This window comes from Leifsonia shinshuensis (assembly GCF_013410375.1).
GTDB classification, from domain to species: domain Bacteria; phylum Actinomycetota; class Actinomycetes; order Actinomycetales; family Microbacteriaceae; genus Leifsonia; species Leifsonia shinshuensis.
Genome location: NZ_JACCFL010000001.1, coordinates 998,071 through 1,018,056 on the forward strand (window position 1 = coordinate 998,071; position 19,986 = coordinate 1,018,056).

A 19,986-nucleotide genomic window follows, 5' to 3' on the forward strand; every position below is an offset into this window, starting at 1 on the left:
CGTGGTGGGATCGCGGCCGGGTCAGCCGGTGATCGTGATGCCCTTGAAGGAGTAGCCGGTGTAGAAGTCCAGCGCTCCGGGGAACTGGCCGTGCACCCGCTTGTTCTGCAGGACCTTGGCCTTGGCGAACGTGGGCACGATCACGGCGAGGTCCTTCCACTGGGTGGCGGCGATCTCGTTGACGAGCTTCTGGCGCTCGGTCTTGTCGGTCGCCTTGTCGTAGGCGGCCGAGGTGGCCTCCAGCTGCGGGTTGGAGTAGTGAGACGCGTTCCACGCCGCCCCCGCGGTGAAGATGAGCGAGATGTACTGCGACGGGGCGCGCACCGCCCAGTTGGTGATGGTCAGCGGCGCGTTCAGCCACGGCGAGTTCGCGCCGTCGGCGTAGTACTGCTCGCTCGTGAGCACCTTGAGGCCGACTTTGAAGCCCGTCACCGCGTTGAGCTGCTGCTGCAGCACCTCGCCGTAGAGCTTGTTGTCGGTGGTGATGTCGAACGAGACCGTCTTGCCGCCGAGGAGTTCGGCCACCTTGGCAGTGTCCTTCTGACGCTGGTCCAGTCCCTGGGGCTGGATCGGGTAGTCCGGGAAGTAGGTCGTATCGTTCGCCACGACGGCGTTGCCGCCGTAGACGTTCTTCACCAGGCCGGGCCGGTCGATCGCCCAGGCGACGGCCTGGCGAACCTTCGGGTCGTCGAACGGCGCCGCAGTGACGTTGAGGAAGATGCCGTCGAACTTGTTGTAGCCGGAGCTGACCTCGTTGTAGTCGGAGGCCTTCACCGCTGCGGCGACCTCGCTCGACTGGTCGATGCGGTCGATCTCGCCGGCCTGGAACGCGAGCAACTCGGCCTGGGTGTCGGCATAGACCTTGAGCTCGACGCCGGAGATCGTGATGTCCTTGGCGTCCCAGTACTTGAGGTTCTTCGAGAACGTCGCCCCCTGGCCGGGAGTGAACTTGTCCAGGACGAACTGGCCGGCGCCGATCGGGTGCTTGAGCCAGTCGCCCGGCGTGTAGCCGGCGGGCAGGATGGCGGTGTTCGCGCCCGTCAGCAGACGGGGGAAGTCGGAGAACGGGCGTGCCAGCGTGAAGACGACGCTCTGGTCGTCGTTCCCCGCCGCCACGGACGAGAGGATGCCGTCGAACGAGCTCTTGCCCGGCGACTTGCTGTCCTTGGCGGTGATGGCGTCGAAGGTGGCGACGACGTCTTTCGCGGTGACGGGCTTCCCGTCGTTGAAGTCGGCGCCCTTCCTCAGCGCGACCGTCCAGGTGAGACCGTCCGCCGACGGCTTCCATGAGGTGGCCAGCCGTGGCACGAGGTCGCCCTTCGCGTCGAGGCTGATCAGGCCTTCGGAGGCGAGGCCGGTCAGGAGCATGGCGTTGTAGTCGGCTGCGGTGAGCGGATCGATGTCGCCGCCCGGATCGGTGATCGGGATGCGGTAGACGCCGCTCGCGCTGCTCGAGGATGTCGGTGTCGCGCCTCCGGAGGTGGCGCAGCCGGCGAGGAGCAGGGCTGCAGAGGCGAGAGTGGCGGCGAGTGCGGCCGCACGTCGTCGCGGGGACGTTCGGATGGTCATTCGGGTCTCCTGGCTGTGAGCGTTCGGGCTGTGGCGTGGTGCGGGTGGTGCGGTCAGTGAGGTCCGCCGTCGACCGTCAGGTCGAGGCGTTCTGTGTAGAAGGCGACGCGTCCGGCGATCGCGGCGACATCGTCCTTGGGGTTGCCGTACGACCAGGCGACGTCGTCGAGAGTTCCGTCGGCGAGGCTCCAGTACTGCGTGGTGTGCCCCTTGTACGGGCAGGAGGTCTCTGTGCTGCTCGTCTTCAGCGCCGAGAAATTCACATGCTCCGGCGGGAAGTAGTAGCGGGGGAGGAGCCCGGTCTCGTACACGATGACGGTCTCGTCGCTGTCGGCGAGGACGACTCCATCGCGCGAGACGGTGACCCGTCGGCTGCTGGGGAGCGCATCCACCCTGCTGAACTGGTCGCGCGGGTGCGTGAACACCGGCTGCTCCTCCTCCAGCCAGCGGTCGAGCACTCCGGGGAACCAGCTGACCCCGAGGAAACCGCCGAGCTCTGGAACGTCCCAGCTCCAGGCCGCGTGCCGGATGAGCCGATCGCCGACGCGCAGGTCGTACCACTGGGCGGGAGCCTGTCGCGGACGGTAGTAGCCGAGGTCGCCCTCGGGCGCGTCCGTCTCCTCGAGCAGATCGGTTCGGACGTCGGCGAGCGGGAATCCGTACTCGGGGACCTTGTGGCGAGGCTCCCAGACGAGGAGCTGGCGCCGGCTGTCGACGACGGCGACATCCCCGGCGAAGCCGCGGACCCAGCGCTCGCTGGGATGGAAGCTCCAGGTCTCTGGGTAGGCCGGGAAGCGCTGCACGAGGTTCGCGGTCACGGGTGGGAGCCAGGTCTGATCGGTGGGCATGGGTGGAACCTTCACGTCGTTCGCGTCGGGCGCGCCACCCTCGCCGACACACAACGAAATCTCTGACATATCCCGCAATAGAGGCTCCCGTGACGCCGGGAGCCGTGGCTAGATTGGCCGCCTTCACGAGAAACGGAGACCCCGGTGACTGATCGGATCGTCGACGCGCCCCTGCAACTCGGACTCTTCGCGCACTTCGCGGAAGAGGCCGCCGAGGCCGAGTCGTACCGCGAATTCCTGCACCTGTTCGAACACGCCGAGGAGGCCGGGTTCGGCTACGCCTGGGTCCGGCAGTTCCACTTCCGGAACCCGGGGAGTACTCGATCCGGAGGTCTTCCGTCGCCGTTCGTCCTGCTGGCCGCTCTCGCCGCGACGACATCCCGGCTGCGGCTCGGCACCGCGGCGATCACCCTGCCACTGGAGAACCCGATCCGGGTGGCAGAGGACGCCGCCGTCCTCGACGCGATCAGCGGTGGCCGTCTCGAGCTCGGCGTCGCGAACGGCGCGGGAGCGCCCGCTGCCGCGGAGGCGTTGGGCCGGCGGCTCCCGGAGGACCGGGAGGAGCGCAGACGGGCGTTCCTCGACGCGCTCGACGTGCTGCTGGACGCCCTCCGCGGCAAGCCGGTCACTGCGGACGGTCACACTCTCGCCCCGACAGCGCCGTCTCTTCCCGACCGCATTTGGGAGGCGACGCTAACCGCGGAGAGCGCCAGGGCCGCGGGAGAGCGCGGCTATGGAGTCCTGGTCGGCACCACGCAGACCGTCCCCGCCGAGGTCACGGCCGCCGCCTATCTGGAGGGGCTGCGCGTCTCGGGAGCGGCACCCCGGCTGGGGCTGTCCACCTTGGTTCTTCCTGGGCGCACCCGGGAGGAAGCTCTCGCCGCGGCTCGAGAGGGCATCGAGCGCAAGTGGGCGTGGGGCAAGGACTTCCTGCCACCGGCGAGCACGCTCGCCGAGAAGGCGGCGTCGGTCGGCCTGCACTACGGCACGACCGACGACATCGTGGAGTCGATCGCGTCGCAGCCCGCGTTCCGCTTCACCACGCACCTCCAGGTGCAGCTCGAGCTCGTGTACGACGGCTTCGCGCGGCGCCATGACGCTCTGGAGCAGTTCACGGCGGAGATCGCGCCGGCCCTCGGCTGGACGTCGCCCCTGCTCGCGGGGGTCGGACGATGAGCGCGCAGCGGCACCCGATCGTCTTGGGAGCCGGGCTGTTCTATCCCGGTGGGGAGCACATCACCGGGTGGCGATCGCCGGCCGCGGAGCCCGACCGGTACCTCGACCTCGACTACTATGCCGAGTTCGCCCGGACGGCGGAGGACGGCCGGTTCGCCACCGTATTCATCGCAGACGAGCTCTACGTGTGGGATCGCTACGACTCGGGGATCGACCACGGTGTCAACATCCGGCCCGAGCCGCTCACGCTGCTCTCCGCCCTCTCGCAGCTGACGACGAAGATCGGCCTGGCGGCGACGGTCTCGACGACCTACAACGAGCCCTACCACGTCGCCCGCAAGCTCGCTTCGCTCGACTACCTCAGCGAAGGCCGGGCGGCCTGGAACCTGGTCACGAGCGCGAGCGACGAGGAGGCGCGCAACTTCGGCAAGGAGGCGAACCTCGATCATGCCGTGCGCTATCGCCGTGGCGAGGAGTTCGTGGAGGTGGTCCAGGGACTCTGGGACAGCTGGGACGACGACGCGCTGCGCTACGACAAGGCGTCGGGGTTCTTCGCCGACCGCGAGAAGGTGCACGTCCTCGACCACCAGGGCGAATTCCTGTCGGTCCGCGGCCCGCTGAACATCCCCCGACCGCCGCAGGGCCATCCGCCCCTGTTCCAGGCGGGCGCGTCGGAGGCCGGCCGTGCGCTGGCAGGACGCACCGCCGACGCGGTGTTCACCCTCGGCTCCGACGACCTCGCCGCGGCCCAGCGGCTCTACCGCGACTACAAGCTCCGGGCCCGCCGCAGCGGCCGAGACCCGGAGGCGGTGAAGGTCCTCCCCGCGCTGCAGCCCGTGATCGGCCGCACCCTCGCCGAGGCGGAGGAGAAGCTGCGACTCATCGAAGAGCTCACACCGGAGCAGGTCGCGCTCGATCTGCTGTCGCACTGGCTCGGCGAAGACCTCGGAGCGCGCGAGCTCGACGAGAAGTTCGAGTTCGACCCGGACGTCGCCGGGTTCAACCAGTCGAAGTCGCTCTACGCCTCGATCATCGCCCTCCTGGGTGAGCGCGACTACACCCTCCGGGAGCTGTGCCGCACGGTGCTGCGCCGCCGTTTCGTGCTCGGGACGCCGGACTCGCTGGCCGACCAGCTCGCCACCGCCTACGAGGAGCGCGCCGCCGACGGGTTCATCCTGATGTTCCCGACGCTCCCGGACACCCTCACCGACTTCGTCACCGAGATCGTGCCGCGGCTCACCGACCGGGGTGTGTATCCGGCCGAGTACGCGGGCGACACCCTCCGCGAGCACCTCGGGCTCGCACGACCCGGAAGCAGGTATGCCGCATGACCCGCCGCATCCACCTCGGCGCGTTCGCCTTCCACCCCGGCGGAGCCCACGTCACGGGATGGCGCCATGAGACCGCGCGGCCCGACCGGCACCTCACGATCGGGCACTACAAGCACTTCGCCCAGACGGCCGAGCGCGGGGTGTTCGACACGATCTTCCTCGCCGACGGCCTCTACTTCTGGGATCGTCACCCGTCGGGCGTCGACCACTACGGGCAGCTGCGGCTCGAACCGCTGACCCTGCTGTCGGCGCTCGCCGTCCACACCTCGCACATCGGTCTCGCGGCGACCATCTCCACGACCTACAACGAGCCGTACCACGTGGCGCGCTCACTGGCGTCGCTCGACCACCTCAGCAGAGGACGTGCAGCGTGGAACCTGGTCACGTCGCGCTACGACGAAGAGGCCCGCAACTTCGGCGGCGATCACCACCTCGATCACTCCCGCCGCTATGAGCGAGGCGAGGAGTTCGTCCGCACCGTCGAAGAGCTGTGGGACAGCTGGGATGACGACGCCTTCCCCGCCGACCGGCAGAGCGGTATCTTCGCCGACCGCAGCCGGCTCCACACGGCTGACCATCGCGGCGAGTTCTTCCGGGTGAGGGGGCCGCTCAACATCGCCCGCCCGCCGCAGGGCTATCCTGTTCAGTTCCAGGCGGGCGGCTCCCCCGCCGGCCAGCAGCTGGCTGCCCGCACTGCCGACGCCGTGTTCGCCGGTTACCGCCCGTTGGCCGAGGCGCAGGCGTTCTACGCCGGGCTCAAGCAGCAGGTGGAGGACGCCGGTCGGGATCCGGAGGCGTTCCACATCCTCCCGACGCTGCAGCCCGTGGTCGGGAGCACGCGGAGCGAGGCGGAGGATCTCGCCGAGCAGCTGCTCGCGTCGACACCGGATGCGCTGATCGTGGAGGACGTCTCGCACTCGATCGGCCAGGATCTCACCGGGCGGTCGGCCGACGAGCCGTTCGAGTTCGAGCCGGACACCGACACGTCGAACGAGTCACGTTCGCCGAACCGCAGGGCAGACGCGCTGCGCACCGGGGACCACCCGGCGACGCCGCGACAGGTGTACGCCCGCTCGTTCCGCGAGGGGATCGTGGTCGGCACCGCGGCCGAGGTCGCCGACACGATCGAGGAGCGGGTGGAAACGCGCGCGGCCGACGGCTTCATCGTGCAGTCGCTGACACTCCCGTACAGCCTCGACCGGTTCGTCGAGCTGGTCACTCCGGAACTGCAGCGCCGCGGCCTGACCCCGGAGTCCTACGCTCCGGGCACCCTGCGCGACCGGCTGGGGCTGGAGAGGCCGGCGCGCGTCGTTCCAGCCTGACGGTCCGCCGCGGCGGTGTCGGTCGGGCGTTCGAGGCGGACGAGCACGACGCCGGCGAGGATGCACGCACCGCCGACGAGCTGGCGCGCATCCGGCTGCTCGCCGAGCAGGAGCCACGCGAGAAACACGGCCGACACCACTTCGGTGAGGCCGGCGAACGACGCGATGCGCGATCCGAGACGGCGCGACCCGGCGATGCTCAGCGAGTACGCCGCGGCCGTGGCGACCAGGGCGACGACGAGCATGGGCACCCACCAGGGCAGCGTCGCACCACCGAGCTCGACCGGGTCGGTCGAGACAGTGAGCGGGAGCATGCCGGTGAGGCCGACGCCCACGGTGGCGACCGCGCCGACGACCAGGCCGGAGCTCACCAGGGCGAGCGGGGGCAGTCCGGGCGTCGGAAGCGCGGAGAGCAGGTAGTAGCCCGCGAGGCACACGGCGGCCGCGAGGGCGAGCGCGATTCCCGCGGTGTCGAGCCCGTCGCCGGCCTGGCCGATCCCGTCGACGCCGACGATGAGCACCAGCCCCATGACGCTGAGCACGACGCCGGCGACGACGATCGGACGCACGGGCACGCGCCGCGTCGCCCAGCCCAGCACGGCGATCATCACGGGGGCCGAGTACTGCACCAGCAGCGCGACGGCGATCGGGAGGCGCTGGATCGCCGCGAAGTACAGCACTTGCGTGCCGGCGACGGCGATCAGCCCGTAACCGAGCACCAGCCGCCACGACCGCAGCAACGGTCGCAGGCTTCCGCGCAGTGCGACCAGGGCCGCCGGTGCGAGCACCAGGCCGCCGAGTGCGACGCGCACGGCCACCGCTGCCGCAGGCGACCAGCCGGCGTCGAGCAGCGGCTTGAGCAGGATGCCGCTGGTGCTGAACGCGATCGCGGCGCCGAGCGCGGCGGCCAAGCCGGTGCGGCCGCGGACCGCGAGCGCGTCAGAAGTCCGCAAGGTTCGCCCGGATGCCTCCGTTGCCGAACTCCGTCCGCAGCACTCCGCGGCGGCGCAGGATCGGGACCAGTTCGTCGAGGTTGCGGTGCAGTGTGACCGGGTGCAGGTCGCCGGAGAAGATCAGGCCGTCGTTGTCGGCCTCCTCGCCGAGCTCCTCGATGAAGTCGGCGATCTGCTCCGCCGTGCCCACGAAGCCCTCACGGTCCGTGATCCGGCCCTTGACCGTCTTCGGGGTGATGAGGTCGCGGAGGGTGACGCCCTCCCGCACACCCTCCTTGCCGAAGAGCCCCTTGATACTGCCCAGCGAGACGTGGTCGCCGAAGATCGACGCGTCGAACGGCTCGTCGAGCGAGAGGGCGTTCAGGTCGGTCTCGAGGTCGCTGGACTGGCCGGCGAGCACGCGGTAGAGCTCCTCGTCCGTCGGGTGCTTCGATGCCTCGACGACGCGGTCGGCCTCCTCGTCGCTCGCGACGATCTCCGGCTTGAAGACGAAGAGCACCTTGATCGCGTCGGGATCGCGACCGGCGTCGACCGCTGCCTGGCGCACTTTCTGCCGGTAGGCGCGGACGCTCTCGGCGTCGAGCGGTGCGAGAGCGAGCTGCACGTCGGAGTGCGCTCCGGCGAACGCGATGCCGCGCGGCGAACCGCCGGGGGAGACGATCGCCGGGTCACCGCGCGTGAACGGGACCGCGTTGAGCGGCCCGGTCACGCGGAAGTACTCGCCCTCGTGCTCGAAGGCGCGGATCTTCGACCCGTCGGCGTAGTGATGGGTGCGCGGGTCGGCGATGAGCGCGTCGTCGTCCCAGCTGTGCCAGAGCCGGCGGATGACGCCGAGCCACTCCTCGGCGCGGTCGTACGCGGCGTCGTGGGGCAGCGGCGGGAGCCCGAGGTGGCGAGCGCTGCCGACGTCGGTGACGACGTTGATGCCGAGGCGATGGTCGCTGAGATGGTGGAGGGTGGCGAACTGCCGCGCGGCGACATAGGGCGGGTAGGCGCCCGCGTTGATGGTGGGCGCGACGCCGAGGTACTGTGTCGCGTCGAGCAGGTAGGGCGACAGGATGAGCGGGTCGTGCTTGGGGCCTCCGTAGGCCTCCCGCACGCGCAGGTCGATCGTCTCCGGGAATCCGATCGAGAGGGCGTCCTCGATGATCACGAGGTCGAGCCCTGCCTGCTCCAGCTCGCGCGCGGCGTGCTGGTAGAGGCGCGGCTTGGTCCAGTCGTAGTTCCACTCGTAGTACGGATGCCCCCAGCCCTGCGGGCCGAACCCGCGGGCGAAGAACCAGCCGAAGTGCTGCAGCCTGGCCATGCGTCCCCCCTAGTTTCCTGCTGCCACGACGAGGCGGGGCTCGCGGTTCGGGGTGGTGGCGGTCGTGGCGGCGACCCCGGCCTGCCCGGTGACCGCGGCGATCCCGCGCTCCAGATCCGCGATGAGATCGGTGGGGTCTTCGAGGCCGATGGAGAGCCGCAAGAGCCCGTCGCCGATCCCGGTGGCCTCCCGGACGTCGCGCTGCAGGTGGGCGTGCGTGGTCGTCGCCGGGTGCAGGATGAGCGAGCGGACGTCCCCGATGTGGGTCATCCGGCTGAACAGCGTCACCGCATCGTAGAAGCGCTGGGCGGCGGCCGCGCCGCCGACGAGCGTGAAACCGAGGATCGCACCCGCGCCGCGCGGCAGGTAACGCCGCGCGAGGTCGTGCGAGGGATGCGACTCCAGACCGGCGTAATCGACGCTCGCGACCTCCGGCTTCCGCTCGAGCCAGCGGGCGACGGCCAGCGCGGTGTCCGACTGCTGTCGGAGGCGGAGTGACAGGGTCTCGATGCCCTGCTGGATGAGGAAGGCGTTGACCGGCGACAGCACCGGCCCGAACAGCGAGGCCACGACCGAGCGCGCGAACGCGATGTACGCGCCGCGACCGTACGCTCCGACGTAGCTGTCGCCGTGCAGCCAGTCGTCCGGAGCCCTCAGATGCTCGAACGGAGAGACGCCCCAGTCGTAGCTGCCCTGATCGACGACGACGCCGCCGAGCGCCGAGCCGTGGCCCCCGAGGAACTTGCTCGCCGAATGCACCACGATGTCGGCGCCGTGCTCGCCCGGCTGGAGCAGGTACGGCGTGGCGAGAGTGTTGTCCACGATCAGCGGGAGACCGTTCTGGTGCGCCACGTCCGCGACCGCGGCGATGTCGAGCACGTCGTTGCCCGGGTTGCCGATCGACTCGCCGAACAGTGCACGTGTGTTCGGACGGATCCGCCGCCGCCACTCCTCCGGGTCGCCGGGCCCGTCGACGAACTCGACCTGGACGCCGAGGCGCTTCAACCCGGTCTCGAAGAGACCGCGGGTGCCGGAGTAGACACTCTGCGCGGAGAGGAGGTGGTCGCCCGACTGCACAAGACCGAGCAGAGCCACGGTCAGGGCGGCCTGCCCGCTGCCGACCGCGATGGCTTCCCTGCCGCCTTCAAGTGCGGCGACCCGCCGCTCCAGCGAAGCTGCCGTCGGATTCCCCGACCGGCTGTACGTGTAGCCCGGGACGTCGCCGCCGAAGCGTTCCTCCGCATTCGCGAAGCTGTCGAACTCGAAACCGGCGGTCAGATAGATCGGAGTGACACGGGCGCCGTGGGCGGCTTCGCGGGTCTCTCCGGCGTGGACCTGCGCTGTGGTGAATTCGGGCATTGGCATATCCTGCGCCCCTCGGCACAGACGGCAGAGCCCGTGTTGCGTAAAACTACGCCTCGGAGGTGGCGGAGGGCCTGTCGTGGCGGGCGTCGCCGACACATTCGTAACAATCGTTGCGCGTCCACTGCGGCAGGTTTAGACCACATGCCATGGTGATCGATCACTGGTGGGTGTGCGGCAGTGCCCTGGCCGAGCGGCTGATCCTCCTGAGTGCGAGCGAGGAAGAATCCGATGAACCGTCGCCGGGTTCCCCGCCGGATGCGGGTACGGATCGCAGATGACAGCGCGGCCGCACCGCGCGGGTCAGGCGGGTGTCCTGACCGCGGCGAAGCGATTGCGGCGGCGCAGTGTGAAGCCGAGCCGTTCGTAGGCGGAGATGGCACCGGTATTCGTCGCGGCGGCGTGCATCATCGCTCGGTCGCCGCGCTGCTGGATGTGGAAGGCGACATCGAGGACGAGACGGGAGGCGAGTCCCTGCCGGCGGTGCTCTGAGTCGACAGAAACGGCACTGATCTCCGTCCAGCCGGTCGGGTGCAGGCGCTCGCCGGCCATGGCGACGAGTCGCCCGGCTCGGTGGATGCCGATATACCGGCCCAGCTCGTAGGTGCGGGGGCGGAACGGGCCCGGCTGGTTGCGTTCGACGATGGCGAGCATGTCGGCCGCGTCGTCGGCGCCGAGCTCGACCGCCTCGTCGTCGGGCCGTGCGCGTAGTGCTGAGGTCTCCACGAGCTGCACCCCATCGCCGCCCCCGAGGTACTGCCAGCCTTCGGGAAGCGGGCCTTCGTAGCCGGTGAGGCCGACCTCCGCCCCGGGTCCGACCAGATCGGACAGTGCGTCCCATACCCCGGGAGCGTCCCAGGTTCGCACGGCGACGAACGGGGCGACCTCGGCCGGGTAGCGCCGGACGAGATCGCCCCCGATGGCGAAACGGGCGTGCGGGCCGGCGAGCGAGTGCCAGGCGGCGTTGTCCAACACAACGGCGTCAGCGGGCGAGAGCTCGAGTACGGGGGCATCGGTCACCCGTGAACTCTGTGCTGACCGCCGCCGCCGCGCAACCGGGCGTTACTCTCAGTGAAGGTCGACGCGGCTCCAGAGTGGTGGTGGTCGCCAGGGTGCGCCGTTCGCGTTACGGACTCTGACGTCGATGTTGGATGCGCGTGCTGACCGCGACGTACGGTGCCGCCCATGGACACGAATGACAGTTCCCAGACCATTGGGCTGTCCCAGAAGCCGAGGGCAGCCCAAGGGGAGAACGAGCTCGAGTTTGCTCGTGACGAGTTCCGGCGCGCGAATGAAGCACTGTGCAGGGCGCGCGAGGACTTGATGGAGGCGTACCGGCACGCGGGGGTTCACCGATGATGTCGTCGCCCACCGATGGGGCCAGTAGAGAGAACAATCTTCGACCTCGGCTGCGACGGTCCGGGGATTACCGTGATGCGAGTGTGCGGACGGTCGGACCCCAGCGCTCCAACCAGTCGACGAGCTTCGGGTCGTCCAGGTAGGTCGAGTCGAGCTGATACACCGCCGGCGTCGGCACCGTGGCGCCGAGTTCGACGAGCACCGGCTTCAGCAGCAACTCTGGCGCGAGCTGATGCCCCGGTGCGGCACCCAGCATGAGCGGGACCGCGACGACACCTTGCAATCCGGTGCCGGTGGCGAATTGATCGAGGAAGAGCTTGAGCAGGCCCGTGTAGGTCGCCTTGAACGTCGGGGACGCGACGATGGCGAGATCGGCGGCCTGAACTCGCGCGACGGCGTCGACGACGACCGGGTCGCCCCAGCCGAGCAGGCCGGCTCCCAAGTCCACGAGATCGATCAACTCGACGTCATCCGCCCCCAGTGCGCGGGCGAGACGTACGGCGGCGTCTGCCGTTCGGGAGGCGGGCTTCGGATTTCCGACGACGGCGACAGCATGCAGGCTCATGCGCCCGAGTATGCAAGGAGACTGACGTCTCGCTCCATACGCGCGTAATAGATCGCCGCGATGATAAGCGCGTCCTATTTAGGAGGGCATCCCGTGTCGCGCCCCTTAGTTACCGCGCACTGAAGCGAATCCAGCTCGACGCGCGGCGAAAACCGGCTCACTCCATCCAAGTGACCTGCCGGAACCTAATTCTGGTGTCGGCGGCGCGGCCACGCTGAACCTCAGCTGCCCCGGCCGAGCTGGAGTCTAACGCGCGAATTTCAGATGCTAGGGCTACTGGCTTTTGACTACATTTTGACTACAACCGTGTGAGTTCGAATGAGGTTCTACGAGATCACAAGAGCCCTATTTGGTTGACGTTCCGTGGAAGTTGCTCCGAATACTAAGGGGCTTAAAGCCCCGAACTAGAGTTCAAATCCCACCGGTACCGCCACGAAAACGCCCCGGAATCCCTTGAAAACACAGGGACCCGGGGCGTTTTGCATGCCGGGCGGGTGCGCTCTGAGTACAGAGCCCCGCTTCCCGGTGCCGCCGAGGAGCAGCGCCGCGGCCATGCCGATGCCTTCGGTTCCGGTTAGGGCTTGTGCTGACGCTGCTCGAACCACAAGGTTGAAAGGATGGGAATCGGGGCTCGCACGTTGTCCGTCGTCGTGGCCGCCGTGGTGGCACTGGGTGCGACGGTGGCGATATCTGCGAGCCCGGCGGGGGCGGCGGTCCCCGCGCCGGGCCCGGCCTCCGCCGTCGTCACCGTGAAGGTGGGTGGCGACCGTGTCGATGACACCACCATCGCGGGTCTCGCCGGCGTGGAACTCGGCCTCTATGCGAACCAGGCCGACACGACGCCGTTGCTCACCTGCACCTCCGACGCCGACGGCGACTGCTCGTTCGTCGTGACCGGCGGCGTGCTCGGCACGGCGCCGTGGGTCAAGGAGATCGCCGCCCCGGCCGGCTGGTTCGCCAACGACGCCCTCCGCACGGGCCCGGGCAGCGGAAGCGGGAGCGTCGCCAGCCCCTACGAGTTCCAGACGCCCACATTGGTCGCGTCGAACACGTACCGCTCGACCTCCGAGTTCATGTTCAGCGCATCCAACTCCCAGCCGACCCGCTCCAACGGCGTCTGGCAGCAGTCGCGGACCAATCCGCCGCTGCCCGCGAACTGCGGAATGGATGTCGCGCTCGTGCTCGACCTGTCGGCGTCGGTCGGGTCAAACCTCCCGACGCTCAAGACCGCAGCCGACTCGTTCGCCGACGCCTTCGTCGGCACGCCCTCCCGGATGGCGGCTTACAGCTTCTCCGCCGAGTCGCCGAGCACGCAGGCGGCGACCGGCACCGTCGATACCAACCGGCCCGCGCTCCAGTCCGTATCGACGCAGGCCGGCGCCGACGCGTTCAAGGCGGAGTACGCGGGATGGGGCCTCGGGGCGGGCACCAACTGGGACGCTGCGCTGCAGCGCGTCGCCGATTCGGGCGTCCACTACGACGCCGTTGTCGTCCTCACCGACGGCAACCCGACACGCTGGGGTGGTACGACCCTGCACGGCAACGGGTCGAGCACGCACTTCACCGACACCGAGGCCGCCATCTTCTCCGCGAACGTCCTCAAAGCGCAGGGCACGCGCGTCATCTCCTTCGGAGTCGGCAGCGGTGTCTCCGGCATCACGAGCCTGAACCTCGCCGCGATCTCCGGTCAGGAGGCGTTCGACGCCGCGACCGGCAACGTCGCGACGGCCGACTACTTCCAGATCCCGGACTTCTCCGGCGCCGGCGACGAACTGCGCAAGCTCGCGCTCGCCAACTGCACGCCAGCACTGACAGTGATCAAGCAGATCGTGCCGGGCACGACGATCGGCGAGGACATCTCCGGAGCTGCGCCGGCAGGCGCGGGCTGGACCTTCGACGCTGCGGCGCTGACACCGGGTGCGACGGTCACCCCCGGCACGGCGACTACGCAGGCCGACGGGACGGGCGGCGTCGCCTTCCGCGCCGAGCTGCCCGACGGAGGCGCCGAGGCGGTGCTGAGCGTGGCGGAGACCCAGCATTCCGGGTACTCGCTCGTGACGCAGGGCGGGATCAATGCGGTCTGCACCGACCTCGCCGACGGCGCGCCGGTGACGGTGACCAACGACGGCGGCCTGGGGTTCCGGGTAGCGGTCGGCGCCGACCAGGCGGTCGGCTGCATGGTCTACAACCGGCAGCTGGATCCGGCGACCGTCGAGGTGGACAAGAACTGGGTCGTCGATGGCGTGACCTACGCGAACGGTTCGCAGCCGTCCGGTATCTCCGCCGCGCTGCGGCTCTCCCCGCCCGGTGGCGGATCTCCAGTGGATCAGGCGTTCGGTGCGGTCGTGCCCGGCTACGAGATCGGCGACCCCGTCTCGTTCTCAGAGACCACCGCGCTCACTCTGGCGGGCTGCACGCTCACGAGTGCACGGGTGACCGAGGCGGACGGGACCACGGTGGATGCAGCCCTCCCGTACGCGGCGACGCTTACGGTCGCGGCCTCCCACTACACGGTCACCAACGTGGTCGACTGCACGACTCCACCAGTGACCCCGCCGGGCGGATCGACAGGCTCGGAGGGAGCGACGGCCTCGGGCGGATCGCCGACGGAGACACTGTCGGACACCGGTTCCGACACCGGCTGGATGCTCGTCCCCGTATTCGCAGCGGTGCTCCTCGTCGGCGCCGGAATCGCTCTCCGACTGACGCGCGTTCGAGGCTAGCCGCAGAAGTCCCCCGGGCTGTGTCGCCGGCTGTTCTTCCAGCGAACCAGGACACCTGGCCGGAGCGATCCGCCCCAGCGGCCCGGCGGGACCTTCAGCCCTGCCGGCGTGCGCGTGCCAGCGATTGACTCGCGCTGGCACCCGAGGTGCCGAAGGCCGATGGAATGGAGGAAGCGAAATGAAGGCTCTTGTGTACGGCGGCCCGGGAAAGAAGAGCTGGACCGACATGCCGGACCCTGCGATCCAGCATCCGACCGACGTGATCGTGAAGATGGTGGCTACGACGATCTGCGGCACGGATCTCCACATCCTCAAAGGGGACGTCCCCGAAGTGGCTGAAGGCCGGATCCTGGGGCACGAGGGCATCGGCGTCATCACGGAGGTCGGATCGGGGGTCACCCAGCTCGCCGTCGGCGACCGTGTCATCCTGGCCTGCGTCAGCTCCTGCGGTGTGTGCTCGAACTGCCGCAAAGGCCTCTACAGCCACTGCCTGAATCCGGAGGGCATTCCGGGAATCGGGTGGATCTTCGGATACATGATCGACGGGACGCAAGCCGAATACGTCCGGGTGCCGTTCGCCGAGAACTCCGTCTACAAGGTTCCGGACGGCGTCACCGACGCCGAGGGCATCCTGCTCTCCGACATCCTCCCCACCGGGTTCGAGATCGGGGTGCAGTACGGGCACGTCCAGCCAGGCGATGTCGTCGCCGTGGTCGGTGCAGGGCCGGTCGGGCTCGCAGCGGTGATGACGGCGCAGCTGTACGGTCCCTCCCAGGTCGTCGCCATCGACCTGGACGACGCCCGACTGGCTCGCGCCGCGGACTTCGGGGCCACCCATACGGTGAATTCCGGCCACGCGGACTGGAAGGAGCAGGTGCTGGCCCTCACGGATGGCGCCGGCGTCGACGTCGCGATCGAGGCGGTCGGCATCCCTCAGACGTTCACGATGGCGGTCGACATCGTCCGGCCGGGCGGTCACGTCGCCAATATCGGTGTGCACGGCAAGCCGGTCGAACTCGCGCTCAACAGACTCTGGATCCGCAACATCACCATCTCGACCGGGCTGGTGAACACCAACACCCTCGGGATGCTGCTGAAACTGGTCAGCCAGCATCGCCTGCCCGCCGACAAGTTCGTCACGCACCGGTTCGGCTTCGATCAGCTGACCGACGCATACGAGGTGTTCGGGAACGCCGCCGAACACGATGCGCTCAAGGTGCTCATCCAGGCTTAGCGGACCGGTTGCAGTTCGTCGGCGATCGATGCCGCCCAGGACTCGATGACGGGCCATTCCCGGAAATCGCCCTGGGGGAGGATGTCGCGGATGGCCGGCATCCACGCGAAGAGACGGTCCGATCCGCGCAGCTTCTCGTGGTCGAAGGCCCCGCGGAAGACCTGCATCCCACGCGGATGCAGGAGGTCGGCGTAGGTGGAGAACTGCTTGGGCTCCGCGGCCTTCAGGACGTCCTGGCCGTTCTTGTCGACCTGCTCCGTGCCGACCGGTCCGCTGCTGAACAACCACACGGGGTGGGCGGCCAGCTCGTCGACGTTCCGGCGGACGAACCGGCGGGCCGCTTTGCGCCAGTTGAACTCGTAGGTGGCCGACCCCACGATGTAGGCGTCATACCCGGACACGTCGTCGAGGTCTTCGCACCGGCGGACCTCGACCTCGAGACCCTTGTCCTGCAGGACCGTCCCGATCCGCTGAGCGATCCCTTCGGTGGCGCCGTACTTGCTTGCGTAAGCGACGAGCGTTCTCATGGCGTCTTGCCTCCCGGTCGGTGCGTGCGATTCTCCTGGGTCAGCGGCACCGTACGGTGCCCGCCGGGCGAGAGCACAGGGACCAAGGTCACACGGCGCCCGAGAGGAGGGACCTTCGGCCCGCGCGTCCAGACACGCTCGGCCGTAGCCTTGCCGCGTCACGCCTACGGGAGGAGAAAACCATGTCAACGAAATCGACGACGGTCGCCGTCGCCACCTATGCGTCGCGCGATGCCGCGGTCGAGGACTACGAGATCATTCGAGGCGCCAAGCATCAGGGTGAGCTCGGTCATCTCGCCATCGCCGTGATCGCCAAAGACCAGGACGGCAAGCTCGTTGTGGACCGCCACGACTCGACGGCGAAGCACCTTGCCTGGGGAGGGGCCATCGTGGGCGCTTCCTTGGTGGTCCTCGTCCCGCCGCTCGGAATAACCACCCTGGCTGCGGGCCTCGCGGGCGGGGGCGCGGTCGCCACTGCGGGCGCGCTCGCCGGCGCGGGCGGGATCATCGGGCACTTCTACCGGAACATCCCCAAGGACACCGTCGAGGAGATGGGGGCGACGCTGTCCTCGGGAGAGGCCGGTCTGCTGATCATCGCCGTGGACCCGAAAGGGCTGGACATCGACGCGCTTCTGACGAAGGCCGAGAAGAAGGTCGTGAAGACGGGTGTCACGGACGAGAAGGACGCCGAAGACGACGCGCTCGAGACCGCCTTCAAACAGATGAGCGACACGAACGCGACCGCAGCGGCCTGAGTTCGTTTCCGCGGGTGCCGGGAGACGCGCGGCATCTCCCGGCACCCGGTCTGGCCTCAACCGGTTGGAACATCGCCGGGAACCTTTCCCAGGAGCCTGCCGACCCGGCTATCGAGAGAGTGCGGGGAAGGTCCACTCCCGGCTGCGTGCAACGGCCTGCGGCTGATACATGCGAACCATATAGTTTCACCCCTCGGGGGTCGGGATGGAGTTGGGTTCGTCGCTGTCCCCGAACCGGACGGTGATGGATCCGTCGTCGTTCGGGACGGCGGTGACGCTATTGACGCTGACAACGTGTTCGGGGTTGTCGACCATGTACCCCTCAGCGTTGTAGACGGTGACGGACCAGAACGCGTCCACCGGGACGTCTTTGACGGTCAGCTCGTACTGGCCGTTCGAACGCGTTCCGATAGTCGGGCAGGCCCCGGGACAGGGCGAGCAGGTGGTTCCGGGTCGTGTCGAAGGAGGCGGTGTCGTAGTCGGGGTGGGTGAGGGGTGTGGAGGATGCGGCGTGGATGGTGAACTGATCCTGCAACGTGTTCACGGCCGCGATGTCGGTGTCATCGGTCGGGTCGACGAGGATGCGAACGGCAACCAGCACGTAGTCGCTGCCGCACTGGTCCGCCGTGAGCTCGTAGGTGCCGGGCGTGTGGAAGATGTGCTGGATGTAGTGGTCCTGGTTGACGACCATCGCTGACGCGTACCGGTCACCGTGTTCCGGGACTGTCAGCCGCGCTCCGCGCGACACGTCGACGACAGCGCCGCTGTAGAGCGTGTCCCGGTTCTGCCGGATCACCGGCTGCTCATCGAACGGTGTCGGGACCCGGTAGCGCAACCACTGGTTGATCCCGCCCGATTGCGACTGGCCGAAGTCGAACATCCGGTTGGTCTCCGCCCGCACGAAGTTGTCCACATTCACCTGCACCGACATGCCCCGCCCCTTCGCCGAACGCCGTAATGCTGTGAGCGTAGCGGCGGGAACCAACCGGCGAATGGATGCCCTGGCTCGGCACAACGCCTGAGAGCCGGTCGGCCGGGACCTTCGGCTCTGGAATCGTTCCTCCGATGCGCGAACGATCGGAGGCGTGAAGGTTTTCGGAGGTTTCAGACCGGGTCAGGCTCGGGACCGGTCCCGTCCCGCTCGCACAACCATCGCGTTCTGGTCACTTGTCGTGGTCGCGAGCTTCAACGCGCTGTCGGCGGTCGGCGGCGGGGCGGCGGTTCTTCTGACGAACGGCCTCGGTATGCCCGCTTCCATGCTGAAAGGGGGGCCATTCGCCTCGTTCCTCTGGCCCGGGATCATCCTTCTGGTGGTGGTGGGCGGCACCCAGTCGCTCGCCGTCGGGCTCTTGCTCGCCCGACGTCCGTCGGCGCTGGCGTGGACAGCGGTCGCCGGCTTCGGGATGATCATCTGGATCTTCGTCGAAACCGGGATCATCCGTGGCTTGTCGTGGTTGCAGGCCCTCTATTTCACGACGGGCGTCATCGAAGTCGCCCTCGTGCTCGTCCTCCTCGGCGTGATCAACGGGCCATTCGGCGCGGGCCCAGGCGCTCCCGTTGCTGCGGGCTTCACGAGACCTGCGTCGACATCCGTGCGCGACGGGCGGTGAGTCGAACGGGCTTGAGGCCTGGGGGCTTCTACCCGCAGAGGCACGGGAATCCAGACCAGACCAAGCCCGCAACATCGTTCAGCAGCAGCTCGCCGCGCTCGGGTGAGAGTCGGCCCCAATGGGCTTCAAGGCCGGGAGTGGAGTGGTCGGTGAGTAAACAAAAGGGGGTAAGCCAACCGCGCTGGCTCACCCCCTGGACGGACCTGGTGATCAGACCTTTTCGGAAGCCTCTTCGTCGGTTCGCCGGTGCAGCGCTATAGAGCGGCGGTGGTCTTGAACCACCGGTACGTCCAGAGCGAGTTGGGGTCGAGGCTCGCCGTCGTGAAGAGCGCTGTGATCGAGGATTCGTTCGGAAGAGTTCCGTAGATCGTGCGTGAGAACCCGGGGTTGTGGATTCGTGCGGCCGAGGAGACGCTGCTGTCGATGTTGCTGAGTACCGTCCAGGAACCTGAGCCGGACCACATCGACGAGCCCGGGATGCTATCGACCTGCACTGCTGTCGAAATGTAGTTCGGACTGCTCGTGGGATAAGGGTGGGCTTCGCGAATCATGTAGAACGCGTCGCGCGTGGTGGAGTAGACGATGTCGAAGTTGTTGATGAAGTCCTGAGATCCGTTCAGATCCGTGAGTCCCGTCGTCTGGATCTGGTGTTTGCCACTGATGACCGGAGCGCCGGTTGCGAAGCTGACCTGAGCGAAGTAGGCCTTCGTGTCGGCCGGGTTGCTGGTGTAGCCGGACGACCACGTGAGGACGACGGTTCCTGCGGAGGGGTTGATCGTCGTGGCGCTCGGCTGGCCTTCACCCCAGAGACTGGTCGACTTGGTCGAGTCGAACGCGATCACGGGTGACGAGTACTTGGTCCATGGTCCATCGAGACTGTTCGCGAACGCGACGCCGACCTGGTTGTGGCACGAGCAGTTGGCGTCGTTGCCGGTATAGAACATGGCGTACGTGTAGCTCGTGCCGCCGATGGTTGCGTTCACTGCCACGACGCTCGGGTCGCAATTATGGTAGTTGTCCCAACCGGTACCCGACCCTGAGAGTACCGAGGTGCTCGAGAGTACGGTCCCGGAGCTGTTGAGCGTTGTCTCGAAGATGTCATCTCGGATCGTGCCAGAGCTGCGGCTATGACATGACCAGCCGCGGTCGTTGGCGCCCGGGACCATCTCGGGCGCATAGCTGTAGGCAGTCGTCTGGATTGTGCTCGGGTCGTAGACCAGAGTGGGAGACGACCAGGAACCGATCGCGCCCGCGGATTGCGCTGTCGACGCGATGATCGCGACGCCAGCGGCCAAGGCCAACAAGGCCTGGCGCCGGCGGCGTCGGCGGGTTGCGGTAGGAGAAGA

The 19,986-nt window shown here is 68.3% G+C and carries 19 protein-coding genes; 8 read left to right on the top strand and 11 right to left on the bottom strand.

The window, feature by feature from the left end:
* Nucleotides 1-21: 21 nt before the first annotated feature.
* Both HNR13_RS04850 and HNR13_RS04855 read right to left on the bottom strand, forming a co-directional pair.
* Nucleotides 22-1,569, bottom strand: coding sequence for an ABC transporter substrate-binding protein (locus HNR13_RS04850; protein WP_179604709.1), 1,548 nt, complete (start codon nt 1,567-1,569; stop codon nt 22-24).
* A 53-nt stretch (nt 1,570-1,622) separates the two neighbouring features.
* Entirely contained in the window at nt 1,623-2,417 is a 795-nt protein-coding gene (locus HNR13_RS04855; RefSeq protein ID WP_179604710.1) for a DUF427 domain-containing protein, read from the bottom strand.
* Between the two features lie 144 nt (nt 2,418-2,561).
* Here HNR13_RS04855 and HNR13_RS04860 point away from each other — a divergent pair, with 144 nt between their 5' ends.
* The 3 genes from HNR13_RS04860 to HNR13_RS04870 are packed head-to-tail and all read left to right on the top strand — an operon-like array spanning nt 2,562 to nt 6,246.
* Nucleotides 2,562-3,593, top strand: a complete 1,032-nt coding sequence (locus HNR13_RS04860) for an LLM class flavin-dependent oxidoreductase (protein WP_179604711.1) — start codon at nt 2,562-2,564, stop codon at nt 3,591-3,593.
* Nucleotides 3,590-4,924, top strand: coding sequence for an LLM class flavin-dependent oxidoreductase (locus HNR13_RS04865; protein ID WP_179604712.1), 1,335 nt, complete (start codon nt 3,590-3,592; stop codon nt 4,922-4,924). The genes HNR13_RS04860 and HNR13_RS04865 overlap by 4 nt, the downstream gene beginning before the upstream one ends.
* Entirely contained in the window at nt 4,921-6,246 is a 1,326-nt protein-coding gene (locus HNR13_RS04870; RefSeq protein ID WP_179604713.1) for an LLM class flavin-dependent oxidoreductase, read from the top strand. Before HNR13_RS04865 ends, HNR13_RS04870 begins: the two co-directional genes overlap by 4 nt.
* On the opposite strand, the gene HNR13_RS04875 is transcribed toward HNR13_RS04870, so the two are convergent.
* From HNR13_RS04875 to HNR13_RS04885, 3 genes are read right to left on the bottom strand one after another with little or no spacing between them, the layout of a single operon-like run.
* The gene (locus HNR13_RS04875; RefSeq protein ID WP_179604714.1) at nt 6,180-7,199 is read right to left on the bottom strand and encodes a DMT family transporter; all 1,020 of its coding nucleotides are present in this window, start codon (nt 7,197-7,199) and stop codon (nt 6,180-6,182) included. The two genes, HNR13_RS04870 and HNR13_RS04875, sit on opposite strands and share 67 nt — an antisense overlap.
* Nucleotides 7,186-8,505, bottom strand: a complete 1,320-nt coding sequence (locus tag HNR13_RS04880; protein ID WP_179604715.1) for an LLM class flavin-dependent oxidoreductase — start codon at nt 8,503-8,505, stop codon at nt 7,186-7,188. The genes HNR13_RS04875 and HNR13_RS04880 overlap by 14 nt, the downstream gene beginning before the upstream one ends.
* Before the next feature lie 9 nt (nt 8,506-8,514).
* Nucleotides 8,515-9,864, bottom strand: coding sequence for an O-acetylhomoserine aminocarboxypropyltransferase/cysteine synthase family protein (locus tag HNR13_RS04885; protein WP_179604716.1), 1,350 nt, complete (start codon nt 9,862-9,864; stop codon nt 8,515-8,517).
* Between the two features lie 152 nt (nt 9,865-10,016).
* On the opposite strand from HNR13_RS04885, the gene HNR13_RS21840 reads away from it, so the two are divergent.
* The gene (locus HNR13_RS21840) at nt 10,017-10,148 is read left to right on the top strand and encodes a hypothetical protein (protein ID WP_281369275.1); all 132 of its coding nucleotides are present in this window, start codon (nt 10,017-10,019) and stop codon (nt 10,146-10,148) included.
* Nucleotides 10,149-10,170: 22 nt separating this feature from the next.
* Here the strand turns inward: HNR13_RS21840 and HNR13_RS04890 are convergent, their stop codons facing one another.
* A complete protein-coding gene (locus HNR13_RS04890; RefSeq protein ID WP_179604717.1) occupies nt 10,171-10,887 on the bottom strand; it encodes a GNAT family N-acetyltransferase in 717 nt (238 codons plus the stop codon).
* Nucleotides 10,888-11,293: 406 nt separating this feature from the next.
* Nucleotides 11,294-11,791 carry an NADPH-dependent FMN reductase gene (locus HNR13_RS04895; RefSeq protein ID WP_179604718.1) on the bottom strand — a complete coding sequence of 166 codons (498 nt, stop codon included), beginning with the start codon at nt 11,789-11,791 and terminating at the stop codon, nt 11,294-11,296.
* Between the two features lie 617 nt (nt 11,792-12,408).
* On the opposite strand from HNR13_RS04895, the gene HNR13_RS04900 reads away from it, so the two are divergent.
* Nucleotides 12,409-14,514: a vWA domain-containing protein gene (locus tag HNR13_RS04900; RefSeq protein WP_179604719.1), complete on the top strand. Its 2,106-nt coding sequence runs from the start codon at nt 12,409-12,411 to the stop codon at nt 14,512-14,514.
* Between the two features lie 178 nt (nt 14,515-14,692).
* Nucleotides 14,693-15,748, top strand: coding sequence for a zinc-dependent alcohol dehydrogenase family protein (locus HNR13_RS04905; protein ID WP_179604720.1), 1,056 nt, complete (start codon nt 14,693-14,695; stop codon nt 15,746-15,748).
* Here the strand turns inward: HNR13_RS04905 and HNR13_RS04910 are convergent.
* Nucleotides 15,745-16,275, bottom strand: coding sequence for a flavodoxin domain-containing protein (locus HNR13_RS04910; RefSeq protein WP_179604721.1), 531 nt, complete (start codon nt 16,273-16,275; stop codon nt 15,745-15,747). The genes HNR13_RS04905 and HNR13_RS04910 overlap by 4 nt on opposite strands.
* 182 nt (nt 16,276-16,457) lie before the next feature.
* Between HNR13_RS04910 and HNR13_RS04915 the strand changes: the two genes are divergently transcribed.
* Nucleotides 16,458-17,030: a hypothetical protein gene (locus HNR13_RS04915; RefSeq protein WP_179604722.1), complete on the top strand. Its 573-nt coding sequence runs from the start codon at nt 16,458-16,460 to the stop codon at nt 17,028-17,030.
* Between the two features lie 186 nt (nt 17,031-17,216).
* Here the strand turns inward: HNR13_RS04915 and HNR13_RS21465 are convergent, their stop codons facing one another.
* Complete coding sequence (locus HNR13_RS21465; protein WP_343063463.1) at nt 17,217-17,390, bottom strand: DUF1214 domain-containing protein; 174 nt, start codon at nt 17,388-17,390, stop codon at nt 17,217-17,219.
* The gene (locus HNR13_RS04920) at nt 17,353-17,961 is read right to left on the bottom strand and encodes a DUF1254 domain-containing protein (protein WP_246312716.1); all 609 of its coding nucleotides are present in this window, start codon (nt 17,959-17,961) and stop codon (nt 17,353-17,355) included. The genes HNR13_RS21465 and HNR13_RS04920 overlap by 38 nt, the downstream gene beginning before the upstream one ends.
* 241 nt (nt 17,962-18,202) lie before the next feature.
* On the opposite strand from HNR13_RS04920, the gene HNR13_RS04925 reads away from it, so the two are divergent.
* A complete protein-coding gene (locus HNR13_RS04925) occupies nt 18,203-18,640 on the top strand; it encodes a hypothetical protein (protein WP_179604723.1) in 438 nt (145 codons plus the stop codon).
* Nucleotides 18,641-18,894: 254 nt separating this feature from the next.
* On the opposite strand, the gene HNR13_RS04930 is transcribed toward HNR13_RS04925, so the two are convergent.
* Nucleotides 18,895-19,623, bottom strand: a complete 729-nt coding sequence (locus HNR13_RS04930) for a hypothetical protein (RefSeq protein ID WP_179604724.1) — start codon at nt 19,621-19,623, stop codon at nt 18,895-18,897.
* Nucleotides 19,624-19,986 lie beyond the last annotated feature (363 nt).

What these genes read in the sequence shown, in the direction of transcription:
- HNR13_RS04850 (WP_179604709.1), bottom strand. Translation starts at nt 1,569, where the DNA reads ATGACCATCCGAACGTCCCCGCGACGACGTGCGGCCGCACTCGCCGCC.
- HNR13_RS04855 (WP_179604710.1), bottom strand. Translation starts at nt 2,417, where the DNA reads ATGCCCACCGATCAGACCTGGCTCCCACCCGTGACCGCGAACCTCGTG.
- HNR13_RS04865 (WP_179604712.1), top strand. Translation starts at nt 3,590, where the DNA reads ATGAGCGCGCAGCGGCACCCGATCGTCTTGGGAGCCGGGCTGTTCTAT.
- HNR13_RS04870 (WP_179604713.1), top strand. Translation starts at nt 4,921, where the DNA reads ATGACCCGCCGCATCCACCTCGGCGCGTTCGCCTTCCACCCCGGCGGA.
- HNR13_RS04880 (WP_179604715.1), bottom strand. Translation starts at nt 8,505, where the DNA reads ATGGCCAGGCTGCAGCACTTCGGCTGGTTCTTCGCCCGCGGGTTCGGC.
- HNR13_RS04885 (WP_179604716.1), bottom strand. Translation starts at nt 9,864, where the DNA reads ATGCCCGAATTCACCACAGCGCAGGTCCACGCCGGAGAGACCCGCGAA.
- HNR13_RS21840 (WP_281369275.1), top strand. Translation starts at nt 10,017, where the DNA reads ATGGTGATCGATCACTGGTGGGTGTGCGGCAGTGCCCTGGCCGAGCGG.
- HNR13_RS04895 (WP_179604718.1), bottom strand. Translation starts at nt 11,791, where the DNA reads ATGAGCCTGCATGCTGTCGCCGTCGTCGGAAATCCGAAGCCCGCCTCC.
- HNR13_RS04900 (WP_179604719.1), top strand. Translation starts at nt 12,409, where the DNA reads ATGGGAATCGGGGCTCGCACGTTGTCCGTCGTCGTGGCCGCCGTGGTG.
- HNR13_RS04905 (WP_179604720.1), top strand. Translation starts at nt 14,693, where the DNA reads ATGAAGGCTCTTGTGTACGGCGGCCCGGGAAAGAAGAGCTGGACCGAC.
- HNR13_RS04910 (WP_179604721.1), bottom strand. Translation starts at nt 16,275, where the DNA reads ATGAGAACGCTCGTCGCTTACGCAAGCAAGTACGGCGCCACCGAAGGG.
- HNR13_RS04915 (WP_179604722.1), top strand. Translation starts at nt 16,458, where the DNA reads ATGTCAACGAAATCGACGACGGTCGCCGTCGCCACCTATGCGTCGCGC.
- HNR13_RS04920 (WP_246312716.1), bottom strand. Translation starts at nt 17,961, where the DNA reads ATGTCGGTGCAGGTGAATGTGGACAACTTCGTGCGGGCGGAGACCAAC.